We start from the raw sequence: 17,317 nt of genomic DNA, 5'->3' as shown, positions 1-17,317 counted from the left end.
AAGATGGAGTTATTAGAGAAATTAGTCAATCAAACAGAATTATTGGATAATCAATTAGTATTGGGATTATCTGGTGCTGCTAAAAGTTATGTGATTTCTAAAATTAAGGAACGACACAATGTGCCTATTTTATATGTTACATATAATTTATTACAAGCAACGTATGTATATCAAGATTTATTAACATTATTGCCCAATGAATCAGTGTATTTATTTCCAGTTGAGGAAACCATTGCCGCTGAATATGCAACTGCTTCAAAAGATTTAGTGTCACAAAGAGTAGAAGTTTTAGACTTTTTAACAAAACAAAAAAGTGGTGTTGTCGTATTACCATTATCTGCATTAAGACATCGTTTATCGCCTAAAACTTTATTTAAAGAAAGTGTGCTATCTATTTCTGTTGGAGAAGAGTGGCATCTTGATGCGATTATTAAAATATTGCATACAATGGGATATATACGTGAAAAATTAGTAGAATCTCCGGGTCAATTTAGTGTACGTGGAGGTATACTAGATATTTTCCCTTTAACACATGACCAACCATTACGACTTGAGTTTTTTGATACGGAAATTGATTCTATTCGACAATTTGATGCGGAAACACAAAAATCTATCGAGGTGTTGGACAATGTCACAATTTTACCTGCGTCAGATATTTTATTTGATGAAGAAGTGTTAGAAAATGCAGTTTCAACGATTGGAAAAAGTAAACAAAAAGCAATTAAAAAAATAACAGATGAAACACTTGCTGATAGTATACATGTGTTTTTTGACGGGTTGGTTCAAAGGATAGAGCATCATGAACTACCGGAGCATCCTGCGCTGTACATGGACTTAATCTATCCAAATATTAGTATTTTAGATTATTTAGATGAAAAAGGCTTGGTTGTTTTAGATGAGTACGCTCGACTAATCGAGCAAGAAAAAACGAGTTTATCAGAAGAACAAGATTGGTTGTTGCACAAAGTAGAACAAGCCGTGTTACTGCCTACGCAAGAGTTGAAATTAGATTTTAAAGAAATTATCAAAAAAGATACGCATAAAAAGTTATATTTTTCTAATTTGCAAAAAGGATTAGGTCGTATTGCATTTTCTGAAATTTATTCATTCCAATATCGAAGTATGCCACAATTTTTTAGTCAAATGCCGTTGATTAAAAATGAAATGGAACGATTTACTAAACAACAGATGACTGTTGTCGTGTGTGTATCGGATATGAAACGTGCTGAAAAAGTGAGTCAAACATTTTCTGATTTTGATATTCAAAATGTTGTGACAACATTATCCGATCTTCAATTAAGTGCAATCAATATCGTTGTGGGATCTATTCATAGTGGTTTTGAATTACCCATTGAAAAAATCGTCTTTTTAAATGAACGTGAATTATTCAATAAAGTAACAAAGACGATTGCTAAACGTCAAAACTTAACGAATGCCGAAAGATTAAAAAGTTATTCAGAATTAACAGCGGGTGATTTTGTTGTGCATGTCAGTCACGGTGTCGGAAAGTATCAAGGAATGGAAACCTTGGATATTGGCGGCGTTAAACAAGACTACATGTCAATTATTTATCAAGATGATGCCAAATTGTTCATTCCGGTTACTCAAATTCATCTTGTGCAAAAATATGTTGCATCTGACGGTAAAGATCCTAAAGTGAATAAATTAGGTGGAACAGAATGGGCGAAAACAAAGAAAAAAGTAGCTCGAAAAATAGAAGATATTGCAGATGAATTGATTGAGTTATATGCAAAACGTGAAAGTGAAGTCGGTTTTGCATTTAGTAAAGATTCTAAAGAACAGCACGACTTTGAAGAGGCCTTTCCTTATGCGGAAACACCCGATCAGTTGCGTAGTGTTAAAGAAATTAAACACGATATGGAGAAGGCGAAACCAATGGATCGTTTATTGGTTGGAGATGTTGGTTATGGGAAAACAGAAGTTGCGATGCGTGCTATTTTTAAAGCTGTTCAAGACGGCAAGCAAGTTGCTTTTTTGGTACCAACTACCGTTTTAGCACAGCAACATTATATGACGCTTGTACAACGTTTTGAAGATTATCCTATTACCATTGGTTTGTTAAGTCGCTTTAGAACGAAAATGCAACAGGAAGAAACTGTTTCGGGTATAAAAAAAGGGACGGTTGATATTGTTGTTGGAACGCATCGACTTGTTTCTAAAGATGTTGATTTTTCTGACTTGGGCTTATTGGTGATTGATGAAGAACAACGTTTTGGTGTTCGACATAAAGAAAGATTAAAACAATTAAAATCACAAGTAGATGTACTGACCTTAACAGCTACACCAATTCCTAGAACATTACACATGTCTATGTTAGGTGTGCGTGATTTGTCGGTTATTGAAACACCACCGGCAAATCGTTATCCCGTTCAAACGTATGTCATGGAACAAGATGATGCTCTTGTTAGAGATGCTATAGAACGTGAATTGGCACGTAATGGGCAAGTGTTTTATTTGTATAATCGAGTAGAGTCTATTCAAGAAAAAGCAGAGCACATTCGTATGCTCGTACCAGATGCACGTATTGCGATTGCACACGGTCAATTAAGTGAAGTGGATTTAGAAAACACATTATTATCGTTTATGCAAGGAGAATATGATGTATTAGTCACAACAACAATTATTGAAACGGGTGTTGATTTACCTAATGTAAATACGCTCTTTATAGAGGATGCTGATAGAATGGGATTGTCGCAACTCTATCAATTACGTGGGCGTGTAGGACGTACCAATCGCATTGCTTATGCATACTTTATGTATCAGCCACACAAAATGTTAACAGAAACAAGTGAAAAACGTTTAGAAGCTATTAAAGAATTTACGCAACTAGGTGCAGGATTTAAAATTGCCATGCGAGATTTGTCCATTCGTGGAGCAGGGAATTTATTAGGGCAACAACAAAGTGGCTTTATTGATTCTGTAGGGTTTGACTTATTTACAGAAATGTTAAAAGAAGCTGTTGAAGTCAAACGTACTGGAAAAGCAAAAGTTGTGAAGAATGTTGAGATTGATTTAGGAATAACAGCATATATTCCAACCAATTATGTTGAAGACGAACGACAAAAAATTGATTTATATAAACGTATTCGTACAATTGACAGTCTAGAGGATTATCGTCAAATCCAAGATGATTTGATTGATCGTTTTGGTGATTATCCTCAAGAAGTTTCTGATTTGGTAAATATTGGATTATTGAAATATTATGCTGAAAAACAAGATGTGGATAAAATCAAACGTGTTGGGAATAAAGTGTTTGTGACATATTCTAAAGAAAAATCAAGAATGTTAAGTGCACCAACATTATTTGAACAACTAGGAAAAGTGACCCTAAAAGCCCAAATCAATCAAGATAATCAACAATTATCCGTTGTTTTTGATATTACAGGCTTAGAAATATATTTATGGTTAGAAATATTACAAAAATATTTAGAAATCTAAAGTTCTACATCTTATTGTGCTGATAAAGAGAAATCAATATTGTTTTGGTAGTGAATGGCATTAGTCATTCACTGTCTTTTTATGGTGTAAAATATGCTATAATAGTGAAGATAATGTGATAAGGAGTGTTTTATGTTGAAAATAGATATTATAGGTCTAGGTGGAGGCGATTTGGAACAAATGACCGTAGGTGTTTATAAGGTCATTCAAAAAGCGATTGATGACAAACAGATCGTTTATTTGCGAACAAAAGAGCATCCAGTGATTAACACTTTAGAACAACAAGGGCTTTTATATGAAAGTTTTGATGATATATATGAACATACAGATACTTTTGAAGAAACATACGAAAAAATTGTGATGACTTTAAAACAACTGGCAAAAGAGAACGAACATATTTTATATGCTGTTCCGGGGCATCCTATGGTGGCAGAGAAAGTTGTACAGACATTGTTACAAGATAAAGAAATTGAAGTCACAATATTAGGTGGCAAAAGTTTTATTGATGACTTACTTCAAGCTGTTCAAGTAGATATGATTGATGGTTTTCAATTAGTCGATGCACTTGGATTTAAAGTGGATGATTTAGTATTGACACAATCCATTATGATTATGCAAGTATTTAATGAATATGTCGCAAGTGATGTAAAACTAGCCTTAATGGAAAGATATCCTGATGATTACCAAGTGGCATTGGTTCATGGAGCAGGAACGTCAACGGAAAAAGTAGAGTGGCTTCCTTTGTACGAAATAGATAGATTAAAAGGTGTCTACAATTTAACGACATTATTTGTTCCTGCATTAGAAAGAGATGCAGCAACCAAATCATTCCAAACATTACAAGCATATATGGATGATATTGCTAAACATGATATTTGGTTAAAAGAACAAACGCATGAAACATTATTACCGTATTTGCAAGAAGAAGTGAATGAAGTTATAATGGCAGTCGAACAAGATGATATTGATAATCTTATTGAAGAATTAGGTGATGTGTTATGGCAAGTATTGTTTCAAACAAGTGTTGCTGAATACGATGGTTTCTTTAATTTAGAAGATGTATTGGATACATTAAATCGTAAAATTAGACGACGTCATCCTCATGTTTTTGACGGTGTAAAGGTAGAGAGTGTAGAAGAATTAGATGCTTTATGGCAAAAAATAAAACAAAAAGAAAAGGATGAAAATAAATGAGATTAGACAAATTTTTAAAAGTATCCCGTATTATTAAAAGACGAACTGTTGCTAAAGAAGTAGCGGATAAGGGACGTATTTTTTTAAATGGTAATGTTGCAAAATCTAGTAGTACAGTAAAAGTAGGCGATGAATTAGTATTGGAATTTGGAACAAAAACATTGACGGTACGTATTGATAAAATCGTTGAAACAACAAAAAAAGACGAAGCGACAGATATGTATACAGTTATTCAAGAAGTCTATAAAGAAAAAGAACCCTTATTTTAAAAGATTTCTTTGAAAAATGCGGATACGATTCTATAACTAGAAATAGATTCAAAGAGAGCTGTTTGAGGTTGACAGCTTTCTTTTTTTATGTTAATTTAAATGCATGAGCATACATTTAGATAATTGTTTGTATAATGAGGTGGTATTTATGGAAAAAGATGACTGTTTACTCCAATGGTTTGCATTTACAAAAAAACAAAAAGAAGTGGAAGCAATTCTTGAGAAAGAATTAGCAGAAAAACAAAAACTGTCTTTGAAAGAATTTTATGTACTATACTTTTTAAATGAACAAGAAGAGCATAAAATGATCTTACAACAGCTGCAACAACTCGTAGGCTTAAGTCAAAGTGCCATGTCAAGAATGATTGGACGAATGGAAAGTAGTGCATGTTGTGCGTACATTAAGCGTTGTGAGTGTGAAAAAGATAAACGTTCTGTTTATATTTGTTTAACAGAAAAAGGACAACATAAACTAATAAAGACAATAGAAACGGTGACATCAATTTTAGAGGAACAATTTTCTGATACAAAATAGGCGATTGCCTATATTTATGTATATGTATGAGCATACATTTAAAAAGGAGTATGGATATGGAAAACATTGCATTTTTTACTAATTTTTTAAAAATTAGCCAGGGTATCACATTAGTAAGTATTTTTGTATTATTAGGGAGCTTATATTTTTTAAAAGTGTTACAAAAGAAAAAAGTTTCTTTTTCAACACGTATGTTAATTGCTTTAGTTTTAGGTCTTGTTTTAGGATTGGGTATTGATTTATTCGGAAGTACGCAAGGTGTTCATTATACACAGTTTGCACAAAAAGAAATTACTGTATGGTTTTCATTGCTAGGTAGTGGTGTGTTAAAACTTATTCAATTACTTGCTGTACCGATTGTATTTTTATCTATTGTAGACATTGTGACACAAGTAAAAGGAGAAAATATTAAATCATTATCTATCAAAGCATTCACGATGCTACTTGGAACAACGGCTATTTCAGCACTTGTTGCAGTAGGTGTGGTAGAGTTATTACAATTAAGTGCATCTGGTTTTGCAGGAGAATTGACAAAATCAACAGCAGATAGAATGCAAACTATTGCATCGCAAAGTTTCCCTCAATTTTTCTTAGATTTAATTCCAAATAATATTTTTAGTGTGATGACAACGAATAGTCAAATTGTATCCGTTGTTATCGTAGGAACATTAGTTGCGGGTGCCATTCGTTTCTTAAACCAAAAAAATCCAGAAGTTATTCAACCAGCAGTGTCAGTATTAATGGCATTGAAAGAAATTGTGAACAGTATGTTAAAAACAGTATTGAAATGGATGCCGTATGGTATTGTTGCATTAGTATCTAGTACGATTATTCGTAATGGGGTATCCGTTATTTCAAGTACATTTAGTTTTATTGTAGGTTTATATATCGCTGTATTTATCATGTTAGGCATTTACGCTATTATACTAGCTGTAAATGGATTAAATCCTATCACATTTTATAAAAAAGCATTTAGTACTATGGTATTTGCATTTTCTTCTCGTTCAAGTGTTGGTACATTACCGTATACACTAAATACATTAGAAGAGCAAATGGGTGTTTCTAAACAAAATGCTCGTTTTATTGCAACACTAGGAACAACGATTGGAATGAATGGCTGTGCAGGTGTATTTCCAGCGATGCTAGGTGTGTTACTTGCAAAGGCAACAGGGCAAACTCTTGACGTATCATTTATTGTTACACTTATTTTAGTTGTGACAATCGGATCTGTTGGAATTGCGGGTGTTCCAGGAACGGCAACAGTTGCTGCAACAGTAACGTTGAATGGATTAGGTTTGGGTAGTTATATGAACCAAATCGGAGCAGTTTTTGGCATTGACCCAATTGTAGACATGGGAAGAACGATGCTTAATGTAACAGGTGCATTATTGAGTAGTGTTATTGTTGATAAATGGGAAAATAAAATAGATTTAGAAACATATCATAAATAATATTTTAGGTAGCGAATGATAGTATTATTCGCTACCTTTTTAGTATATAAATACCGTGATATAAAAGGAAAAATCGGTATTTTTCTCTATTTTTGTTAAAATATTCACAATAAAAAACGGAAGCGTATACAATTATAATAGCTTTTATTATAGACTTTTTTTGAAATTTAGTATTGATTTTTCATGAAAAACATTGTATCATGTGAATGTATTAACAAATAAAAAATATAAGGAGTTTTGTTTATGGAAAAACACGAAACAACGATTTATTCAGAAATTGATACACTTGTGAAAAAGGGGTTAGAAGCACTAGAACAATTTAAAAAGCTAAACCAAGAAGAAGTTGATTACATTGTTGCAAAAGCATCTGTTGCGGCATTGGATCAACATGGTATTCTTGCGATGCATGCTGTTGAAGAAACCGGTAGAGGTGTTTTTGAAGACAAAGCAACTAAAAATTTATTTGCATGTGAGCATGTTGTGAATAATATGCGTCATTTAAAAACAGTTGGTATTATTGATGAAGATGAAGTGACAGGGATTACAGCGATTGCTGATCCAGTTGGTGTTATTTGTGGGATTACACCTACAACAAATCCGACATCAACAACTATTTTTAAAGCATTGATAGCATTAAAAACAAGAAATCCAATTATTTTTGCTTTTCATCCTTCTGCACAACAAAGTTCAGCTCATGCAGCGCGTATTGTGAAAGAAGCAGCCGTTTTAGCTGGGGCACCAAAAGAATGTGTACAATGGATTGAATCACCGTCAGTTGAAGCAACAAACACACTGATGAACCATGAAGGTATTTCAACGATTTTAGCAACAGGCGGAAATGCCATGGTAAAAGCAGCGTACTCTTGTGGTAAACCAGCATTAGGTGTGGGAGCTGGGAATGTACCAGCCTATGTCGAAAAAACAGCAGATGTTAAACAAGCAGCACATGATATTGTAATGAGTAAATCATTCGATAATGGAATGGTGTGTGCTTCTGAACAAGCTGTGATAATTGATAAAGAAATTTATCAAGACATGGTAAACGAATTGAAATCGTATCATACATATTTTGTCAATAAGAAAGAAAAAGCATTATTAGAAGAATTTTGTTTTGGTGTAAAAGCAAATAGTAAAAATTGTGCTGGGGCTAAATTGAATGCAAATATCGTTGGTAAACCAGCAACTTGGATAGCAGAACAAGCAGGATTTACAGTGCCAGAAAACACAAATATTCTTGCGGCAGAATGTTTAGAAGTTGGTGAAAAAGAACCATTAACTCGTGAAAAATTATCCCCAATTTTAGCTGTTTTAAAATCAGAAAATCAAGAAGATGGTCTGACAAAAGCAGAACAAATGGTAGAATTTCATGGGTTAGGACATTCGGCAGCTATTCATACAAAAGATGAAGCGTTAGCGAAAAATTTTGGAAAACGTGTCAAAGCAATTCGTGTCATTTGGAATGCTCCATCGACTTTTGGAGGTATTGGAGATGTTTACAATGCATTTTTACCATCATTAACATTAGGATGTGGATCTTATGGACATAACTCTGTGGGGGACAATGTTAGTGCTGTGAACTTGCTTAATATTAAAAAAGTAGGGAGACGTCGTAATAATATGCAATGGTTTAAAGTACCTTCTAAAATTTATTTTGAAAGAGATTCAATTCAATATTTACAAAAAATGAAAGATGTTGAACGTGTGATGATTGTAACCGATCATGCTATGGTAGAATTAGGGTTCTTAGATAGAGTGATTGAACAATTAAACTTGCGTCGTAATAAAGTAACGTATCAAATTTTTGCTGATGTTGAACCAGATCCAGACATTACAACAGTTGAAAAAGGTGCTGAATTGATGAAACAATTCCAACCAGATACGATTATTGCCTTGGGTGGTGGTTCACCAATGGATGCAGCAAAAATTATGTGGATGTTCTATGAACAACCAGACATTGATTTTAGAGATTTAGTTCAAAAATTCATGGATATTAGAAAACGTGCATTCCGTTTCCCTGAATTAGGTAAAAAAGCAAAATACGTAGGTATTCCAACCACATCTGGTACAGGTTCTGAAGTGACACCATTTGCTGTTATTTCTGACAAGCAAAATAATCGTAAATACCCAATTGCAGATTATTCATTAACACCAACCATTGCAATTGTCGACCCAGCGTTAGTGATGACAGTGCCAGCACATGTTACAGCAGATACAGGTATGGACGTTTTAACACATGCAACAGAAGCTTATGTATCAACAGTTGCGAATGACTATACAGACGGATTGGCGCTACAAGCGATTAAACTTGTTTTTGAAAGTTTAGAAAGCTCTGTGAAAAATGCTGATTTTGAATCACGTGAAAAAATGCATAACGCTTCAACGATTGCTGGTATGGCGTTTGCAAATGCATTCCTAGGTATTTCACATTCTATGGCACATAAAATTGGTGGACGATTCCATACTGTTCATGGACGTACAAATGCTATCTTATTACCGTATGTTATTCGTTACAATGGTACACGCCCTGCTAAAACATCAACATGGCCAAAATACAATTACTACAAAGCTGATGTGAAGTATCAAGACATTGCTCGTATGTTAGGATTGCCATGTAGTACACCAGAAGAAGGTGTTGCATCTTATGCAAAAGCCGTTTATGAATTAGGTGAAAAAATTGGTATTAACATGAGCTTTAAAGGACAAGGCGTTGACCATAAAGAATGGCAAGCTCATACCAAAGAAATTGCGCTATTAGCTTATGAAGATCAATGTACACCTGCAAACCCACGTTTAGCTATGGTATCTGATATGCAAGAAATTTTAGAAGATGCTTACTTTGGTTATGACGAAAGACCAGGAAGAATAAAATAGTGTTAAACTAGAAAAAGATAGTGACCCGTTTAAAAGGTCACTATCTTTTTTAGTTATTGCTGTTATGACATTATTTTAAATAGAACAAATATAACGTGATTGTAGGGAAAACGATTAACACGATGTAGGCTTATATCTTATGATAGATTGTTATATAAACGTTTTACAACATTTAACATATAATGTTAATATATACATATAACATATTGGATAACATTAAAATACTTTTGCTATGATAACAAGTCGGTTTAAAAGGAGGAATAAAAATGAAGAAGATACTAACTAGCTTATTGTTTGTTATGTCTATCTTTTTATGTGTAATGTTTATGCTCCACCAACAAACAATGGACCATAGAAAAATGGATGAACAATTTAATGGAGTAGATGCAAATGCTTTTCACGTCTATCACTCATCAGTCGATGTTGAAGAAATGATAAAGAAACTAGAAGAATTGTCACAGACATATAAAGTGAGTTTTTTAAGAACAGATATAGTATTTGAAAATAATGTGGATATGATGTATAAATCAGGGGTTTTTCGTGAAGACTATTTCAATGCATTAGATATTGATATGTTGTCCGGTGAAAAAGTAATCAAAAACAATCAAATTATCGCTACTTATGATACAAATATGTCAAATCAAATTGGAATCATTCGGGACTTGTTTAATGATGATAAATTGCAACTATTAACACTAGATAATCTTTATCAACAACATAAATTGATTTCTAGTGATGGTGAGTATCAATTTATAGGCAAAGTAGCGGATAAAGAAATGATTTATCAGGAATTAGCCAACGTATTCGGTGTATCAAAAGATAGCTTGTTGAAACCTTTGTATGAAAAAGGATATGATGAGGGGACATTATTTATTATTGGAGCCTTTTTATTAGTCATTGCTTTTGCGATATTTAGTTTAGTTAGTGTTTTCTATCCGATTTCTCGTTTACGTGAAATTGGAATGATGAAACTTCTTGGTGTGAAATCAATTCATATTTGGTTAGAGCTAAATAAAAGAGTAGTGTTATTTTCTATTGTGAATATTTTTACGGTATCAACCATAGCAATTATACTTATTCCAAATAGCAGTTTCAAACATTTTATAGCATTATTATGCTGGCAATTTTGTTTATTGTTTAGTTGTATGTGTCTTTCGGGAGTATCATTTATCTTAATCAGAAAAATAAGTATTTCACGTTTATTGAAAAATTTCTTGCATTTTAAATTGTCTATCCGATTTAGTTATCTTTTGAAGTTTTTTGTTTTTATAGGTTTAATAGCATTATTGCCATCAATGGTTTCTCATATAAAACAACTTTATCATGATATTCAAATTAGACAGGTGTATGAACAACAACAGCAATACATGACATTATCAAACTATACTTTTGTTTCATCAGAATTTCAAGATAGATTACAAGGGAATGACACATTAGGAGAGAAACTAGGTCAGTTATTTGTTGAATTAGAGAAAACAGCTAATGCGGAATATATCAGAATGGGTCGTATAAAATTAGACAATCAAACAGGGGAATACGTAAATATAGGAACAATCAATGAACATTATATGAAGCGGCTACCTTTTTCGATAGAAAATGAGGAAAATATTTTTACTACTCAACGTATTAGTGTTTTAGTACCAGAAATACTAAAACAAAAAGAAGAAAAAGTATTATCTCTTCTTCATTTACAATTAAAAGATTTACCAGTTCAAATAATATACTATCCAGAAAATAAAAAGCCAATTTTTTCAGAAAATATTGAAATGGAAAGGTATAACAATGGTTTTGTGATGAATCCTATCTTGATTTGTTTACAAGATAAATATGTGAATAAAGAGAGTATATTTTTAGGGAACAGTGCTATTAGTAATCCTATTAGAGTTTTAGACAATGAAAAAAATAAACAAGCTATTCAAGAGGCAATTAAACATCATCATCTTGAATTAAATCAAATCGAGTTCGCCAATGTTTTAACAACAGGTTTTTCTGATAGATTGGCTATCTCTAGTTCTTCTGTTTTTGTTTGGGTAATAGGGTCGTTTTTAGCAATAGTTGTCAGTAGTTTAGCATCTTATTTTATTCTTCTTATTATTTTAATGTCTAAGAAAAAAGAGATTTTAGTATCTAGGCTTTTAGGATATACACTCATAGATAGATATAAATTAGAATTTATATATTTTGGCTTGATATATATATTTGCTTTTGTTGAATTGATATTATTATCGTTTAGCGTTGTTACTTTACTCGTTTATAGTGTATTGGTTTTATTAGATATATTGATGATTTTATCATTGATTAAAAAAGGCGAGGGAAAAGCATTAACTTTAGCGTTGAAAGGAGAGGAATAACATGACAACATTGATAAAATTAAATCATTTAACAAAGACATTTAAACATAAAACAATTTTTGATTCATTTTCTTTAAAGATACAAAAAGGAGAAATGGTTGCTATTATTGGGAAAAGTGGTTCTGGAAAGACAACATTACTAAATATGATAGGATTGATTGAGGAGATAGATTCAGGCACCTATTTTTTGAATGGGAACAAAGCACCAAAACCAAATACGAAACAGGCTACTCAAATTATACGTGAACAAATTTCTTATTTGTTCCAAAATTTTGCTTTAGTAGATTACTTAACAGTAGAACATAATTTGATGATGGCATTAAAATATGTGAAACTATCTTTAAACGAAAAGAAAAAAATTATTCATGAAGCTTTAGAAAAAGTTGGATTACTAGATTATGAATCTTTGAAAATTTTTGAAATTTCTGGTGGAGAACAGCAAAGGGTTGCGATTGCTAGGGCAATGATTAAACCAAGTACGATTATTTTAGCCGATGAACCTACTGGCTCGTTGGATGATGAAAATAGAGATGATGTGTTAACTATTTTAAGAGAACTAAATCATTTAGGTAAAACAGTGATTATTGTCACGCACGATTCGGTGGTTGCTAAAGCCTGTGATAGAGTGATTACATTAGATTCTTTGCCGTATTAACTAAATACTACACAAGAGGTAGTATTGATATATTTATTTTGTCGTGTAAAAGGAGGATAAAAATGGTGTTTTGACACCTTAAAATGTCAAAACACCATTTTTTCATTTTTCAATGATTCTGTGATTATCTCACAACGGATTGTGCCATTTTGAAGTAAGTATGACGCTTACCGCGTACAGCGATGCTTAAAGCCATAATGTTCTCTGGCAATGGCATACGACCATATCCTCCATCGCCAATATGATGAATATCTGCTCCAATACGTTTGTTGCTTAAACCGAATGAACGTATCGTTTGTTCGTCGGCACTTTCCTGACTAGTTCCAATGGTGGACATAACCAAGCCACCTAGTTTTTTGATTTCTTGACTTGCGGCAAATGCCAATGATTCTGTGACAAATGGAACTGTTGAAACACTTGGAATTAAAATACCGTCTGCTCCAGCATGAATAAATGCTGTTAGCATATCTACATCAATAATGTTTTCCGATAATCCTGCACCATGCATTTTTCCTGCGAAAATCAAACCGTTAAAATGGTCTTTGGCAAGTACAATAGCTTTTTTAATAGCTTCCATTGAAACAGCAGTTGAAGGATTTCCTGTTAACATAATAAAATCAACACCCAATTCATTTGCTTTTTTGAACGTATCAATGCTTGCTTTACGCCCTTTCGCAATAACGATTTTCTCGTCCAAAACATCTAATGTTTCATCCACGGGTTCTAAGTTAATTCCGATAGGTCGACCTGTTAATTTCTTGATTTCTGCAATAGGATTTTCACAAGGATAAAATCCATTTATAAATTGTGTGTAGACATCGAATTCGTTTAAAACAATTAAATCTGCACCGAAAGTTGCCATTACTTCGGTATTGCTGACGCCTTCTAATAAAGGTGCAGCGGTTACAACCGTTTCAGCTAAAATGGTTCTTCCTTCGCTTGAAGATATGGCTATTTTTAAGTCTTCTTTAGAAATATTTTTTAAATCACTTGCATAACAACTAATTAAACGTTTCATGTATCCGCCTCCTCATAATATGTGTATATTTTACCATAAAAAAAGCGAGATGTATGACTTTTTTTGTCTTTTTTGGTATGCTTAATAGCATAAGAAGAGGTGCTGTGATGAATGTTATATTGACAAATATGTGTATGATTCAAGATACACATACGAAACAAGTATTGGTGCAAAATCGAGTAAAAACGTGGACTGGATTAGCGTTTCCAGGAGGCCACGTGGAACCGTTTGAAAGTATGCACGATTCTGTCGTCAGAGAAGTCAAAGAAGAAACAGGATTAGATATTTCTGATGTCGTATTATGTGGTGTCAAAGACTATGTTGATAAAAAAGGAAATTTACAAGTTGTTTTATGCTATAAAACAAGTTCTTTTTCAGGTGAATTGGTTCAAAATGAACAAGAAGGACAAGTATCTTGGATGAATTTAGAGCATTTAACACTAGAAAACACGCCGAGAGGTTTTTTAGATATGCTACCTTTGTTTTTATCGGAAAAAACAGAGTGCCACTATACATTGAATGGAGAACATATACTATATTAGAAAGTAGGTGAGATAATGGGCAAAATTCAAGAATTATCTGTTTTACTCACAAATCAGATTGCAGCGGGAGAAGTTGTCGAACGTCCCTCATCAGTTGTTAAGGAATTGATTGAAAATGCCATTGATGCCAATAGTACAAAAATTGACGTGCATATTTCTGAAGGTGGTTTGTCTAAGATACAAGTGATTGATAATGGTGATGGTATCGAACAAGAAGATGCTTTACTAGCGTTTAAACGGCACGCAACAAGTAAACTTTATACAAAAGAGGACTTATTTCGTATTAAAACATTAGGCTTCAGAGGAGAAGCTTTACCAAGTATTGCTTCTGTGTCGTATATTACGTTGGATACGTCAACAGGTGAACATTCAGGGACACATTTGGTGTTAAAAGCAGGAGAAGTCATTGAACATACGTACTCATCTTCCAGAAAAGGAACAAGTATTACTGTTGAACAATTATTTTTTAATACACCAGCACGATTAAAATTTGTAGCAACACTACAACGGGAAACAGCACATATTGCTGATTTAATCAATCGCTTAGCACTTAGTCACCCACATATTGCGTTTACATTGATAAGTGACGGGAACCAAATGTTAAAAACGATTGGAAATGGACAGTTACAACAAACGATTGCAGGTGTATATAGTCCAACAATAGCTAGACAAATGAAATATTTTGAAGCAGAAGATTTGGACTTTAAAGTCAAAGGGTATACGACTTTACCAGAAGTCACTCGATCTAATCGGAATTATATGTCTATTTTTGTCAATGGAAGATATATTAAAAATTATGCCATTTCCAATGCCATTATTGAAGGATATGAGTCCAAATTAATGATAGGCAGATTCCCTATTTCTGTTATAGATATTACAATGGATTATGCTTTGGTTGATGTTAATGTTCACCCGACGAAACAACAAGTGAGAATTAGTAAAGAAAAAGAGCTAGGGCTATTAATTAAGCAAGCTATTAGTCAAGTGATGAATGATACAGTACGTATTCCGTCAAGTATACCAAAACGATTTGTACAAGATAGTGAGCAAACGGATATTGATATTGCACCACTCATGCTAGAAACGCAAAAACCGGTAGATGATGTTCAAGAAATACCTTATGTATCATACGACAACGTACAAGATGATAGTATTTCTATTTCAAAAAATGGAAAAGACGAATTACCCGTTTTTGTCGATAATTCTCAATCCACTCATATAGAAATGGTTGAGGAAACACAAGCGTCTTATAAAACGTTAGAGAGTAAGAATCGTTTTCCAGAATTGCATTATTTTGGGCAGATGCATGGGACGTATTTGTTTGCTGAAAATCAAGATGGTCTGTATATGATTGATCAACATGCAGCACAAGAGCGTATTAAATATGAGTATTACCGTGAAAAAATTGGTGAATTGGGACAAGAAAAGCAAGGTATGTTAATGCCGTTAGTGTTAAATTACCCAATGAATGATTATTTAATGATTAAAGAAAAACAGTTGGTATTAGAAGAAGTTGGTATTACGCTCCAACCTTTTGGGCAAACAAGTTTTATTTTAGAAGAGCATCCAATGTGGATAAAAGAAGAGCAACTTGAAGATACCATTCGGGACTTGATTGCGATGTTATTGGAAAAAGGGAACGTATCTATTGCTAAGTTTAGAGAAGATACAGCGATTATGATGAGTTGTAAAAAATCAATAAAAGCAAATTATTATTTAAATGAGGAACAAGCGAGAGCGTTGTTAGTCGATTTAGCTAAATGTGACAATCCGTACAATTGTCCGCACGGTAGACCAGTATTAATTCATTTAAGTCATACCGATTTAGAAAAAATGTTTAAACGTATTCAAGATAGATAAGAGATAGAGAAGAAAAGAGGAGAAAAAATGGAAGTTTACACACATTTAACATGTTCAACGGCAAAACGTGCATTGAAATGGTTGGACAGCCAAGGGTATACGTATCATACACACAATATTAAAGAAGAAACTCCGGATAGAGCGTTTTTTGAGTATGTGTTAAAAGAAAAAGGAATGCCTGTTAAAAAAGTATTAAATACATCAGGTGAAAAATATAAAGCGCTTGGATTAAAAGACAAATTAGATACTTTATCAATTGATGAAGTAATTGATTTATTAGTCAGTGACGGTATGTTGATTAAACGCCCAGTTATTATTGAGGGGGCTTTGTTCTCGTTTGGTGCAAAAGAAGTAACGTTAGAAGAAGCATGGGGAAAGTAGGACTTTAAGATGAAATATAGTGAAAATGGTTTTTGGGTAGAAAAAATAGACACACACTATTGGTTTGGCTTATCTGAAAAAGGACAAGATGATTTGGGTGACATCGCATTTTTAGAATTTTTAAGTAAAGATACCATTAGTACGGAAGAATCTTTTATGGGTGTTGAAGCATCTAAGGCTGTGACAGAATTGACAGGGCCATTAAATGCACATGTTTTAAAATGGCATGAAGCACTAGAAAAACATCCAGAATTATTAAATAGTCAATCAAAAGATGATAATTGGATTGCGTATATTGATCAGGTTGATGATGAAGCATATCAATCTTTAAAAGATACCAGTGGTTTATCTTAAAAAGACGAAATAAAGATACCGTTTAATTTATGCGAGAAGGTATACTAATGTTCTTCATTGATAAACATAAAGACAAAAGTAGATTTATTATTAAAAATAAATGAATTTAAAAAAAGGTATTGCCAAGTATAAAAAAATAGTATAGAATATTCGAGTATTGTGTTTGAGAGCAACGGGGAGATAGCGAAGTGGCTAAACGCGGCGGACTGTAAATCCGCTCCTTAGGGTTCGGCAGTTCGAATCTGCCTCTCCCCATTTTTCAATACAATAATGATTGGGGTATAGCCAAGCGGTAAGGCAACGGACTTTGACTCCGTCATTCGTTGGTTCGAATCCAGCTACCCCAGTTTTGACTTGTGCAATCGTACAGGTCTTTT

General features: G+C 33.1%; 13 protein-coding genes and 2 tRNA genes. 14 read left to right on the top strand and 1 reads right to left on the bottom strand.

What is annotated here, in order from left to right:
* The first annotated feature begins 3 nt into the window (after window positions 1-3).
* The 8 genes from mfd (at window position 4) to H1220_07690 (ending at window position 12,785) form a co-directional block, all read left to right on the top strand.
* A complete protein-coding gene (gene mfd / locus H1220_07725; protein QMI85568.1) occupies window positions 4-3,459 on the top strand; it encodes a transcription-repair coupling factor in 3,456 nt (1,151 codons plus the stop codon).
* A gap of 132 nt (window positions 3,460-3,591) precedes the next feature.
* The gene (locus H1220_07720) at window positions 3,592-4,653 is read left to right on the top strand and encodes a nucleotide pyrophosphohydrolase (protein QMI85567.1); all 1,062 of its coding nucleotides are present in this window, start codon (window positions 3,592-3,594) and stop codon (window positions 4,651-4,653) included.
* Entirely contained in the window at window positions 4,650-4,922 is a 273-nt protein-coding gene (locus tag H1220_07715) for an RNA-binding S4 domain-containing protein (GenBank protein QMI85566.1), read from the top strand. Before H1220_07720 ends, H1220_07715 begins: the two co-directional genes overlap by 4 nt.
* 148 nt (window positions 4,923-5,070) lie before the next feature.
* Window positions 5,071-5,457 carry a MarR family transcriptional regulator gene (locus tag H1220_07710; protein QMI85565.1) on the top strand — a complete coding sequence of 129 codons (387 nt, stop codon included), beginning with the start codon at window positions 5,071-5,073 and terminating at the stop codon, window positions 5,455-5,457.
* Between the two features lie 56 nt (window positions 5,458-5,513).
* Window positions 5,514-6,908: a cation:dicarboxylase symporter family transporter gene (locus H1220_07705; protein ID QMI85564.1), complete on the top strand. Its 1,395-nt coding sequence runs from the start codon at window positions 5,514-5,516 to the stop codon at window positions 6,906-6,908.
* 243 nt (window positions 6,909-7,151) lie between these two features.
* Entirely contained in the window at window positions 7,152-9,779 is a 2,628-nt protein-coding gene (gene adhE / locus H1220_07700; GenBank protein ID QMI85563.1) for a bifunctional acetaldehyde-CoA/alcohol dehydrogenase, read from the top strand.
* A gap of 266 nt (window positions 9,780-10,045) precedes the next feature.
* Complete coding sequence (locus H1220_07695; GenBank protein QMI85562.1) at window positions 10,046-12,130, top strand: hypothetical protein; 2,085 nt, start codon at window positions 10,046-10,048, stop codon at window positions 12,128-12,130.
* 10 nt (window positions 12,131-12,140) lie between these two features.
* Entirely contained in the window at window positions 12,141-12,785 is a 645-nt protein-coding gene (locus H1220_07690) for an ABC transporter ATP-binding protein (protein ID QMI86690.1), read from the top strand.
* A gap of 124 nt (window positions 12,786-12,909) precedes the next feature.
* On the opposite strand, the gene H1220_07685 is transcribed toward H1220_07690, so the two are convergent.
* Complete coding sequence (locus H1220_07685; GenBank protein ID QMI85561.1) at window positions 12,910-13,803, bottom strand: haloacid dehalogenase-like hydrolase; 894 nt, start codon at window positions 13,801-13,803, stop codon at window positions 12,910-12,912.
* 107 nt (window positions 13,804-13,910) lie between these two features.
* Here H1220_07685 and H1220_07680 point away from each other — a divergent pair, with 107 nt between their 5' ends.
* From H1220_07680 to H1220_07655, 6 genes are all read left to right on the top strand, one after another.
* Window positions 13,911-14,345: an 8-oxo-dGTP diphosphatase gene (locus tag H1220_07680; GenBank protein QMI85560.1), complete on the top strand. Its 435-nt coding sequence runs from the start codon at window positions 13,911-13,913 to the stop codon at window positions 14,343-14,345.
* Between the two features lie 15 nt (window positions 14,346-14,360).
* The gene (mutL, locus tag H1220_07675) at window positions 14,361-16,205 is read left to right on the top strand and encodes a DNA mismatch repair endonuclease MutL (GenBank protein ID QMI85559.1); all 1,845 of its coding nucleotides are present in this window, start codon (window positions 14,361-14,363) and stop codon (window positions 16,203-16,205) included.
* Window positions 16,206-16,232: 27 nt separating this feature from the next.
* Window positions 16,233-16,586, top strand: coding sequence for a Spx/MgsR family RNA polymerase-binding regulatory protein (locus H1220_07670; GenBank protein QMI85558.1), 354 nt, complete (start codon window positions 16,233-16,235; stop codon window positions 16,584-16,586).
* Between the two features lie 9 nt (window positions 16,587-16,595).
* Window positions 16,596-16,940, top strand: a complete 345-nt coding sequence (locus tag H1220_07665) for a glycine cleavage system protein H (GenBank protein QMI85557.1) — start codon at window positions 16,596-16,598, stop codon at window positions 16,938-16,940.
* 174 nt (window positions 16,941-17,114) lie between these two features.
* Window positions 17,115-17,195 (top strand) — tRNA-Tyr (locus H1220_07660).
* 20 nt (window positions 17,196-17,215) lie between these two features.
* Window positions 17,216-17,287: transfer RNA gene (locus tag H1220_07655), tRNA-Gln, on the top strand.
* The last annotated feature ends 30 nt before the right edge of the window (window positions 17,288-17,317 follow it).

This window comes from Carnobacteriaceae bacterium zg-84 (genome assembly GCA_013874835.1).
Classification (GTDB): Bacteria; Bacillota; Bacilli; order Lactobacillales; family Aerococcaceae; genus WM01.
This window is presented reverse-complemented; position numbering and strand designations above follow the sequence as displayed.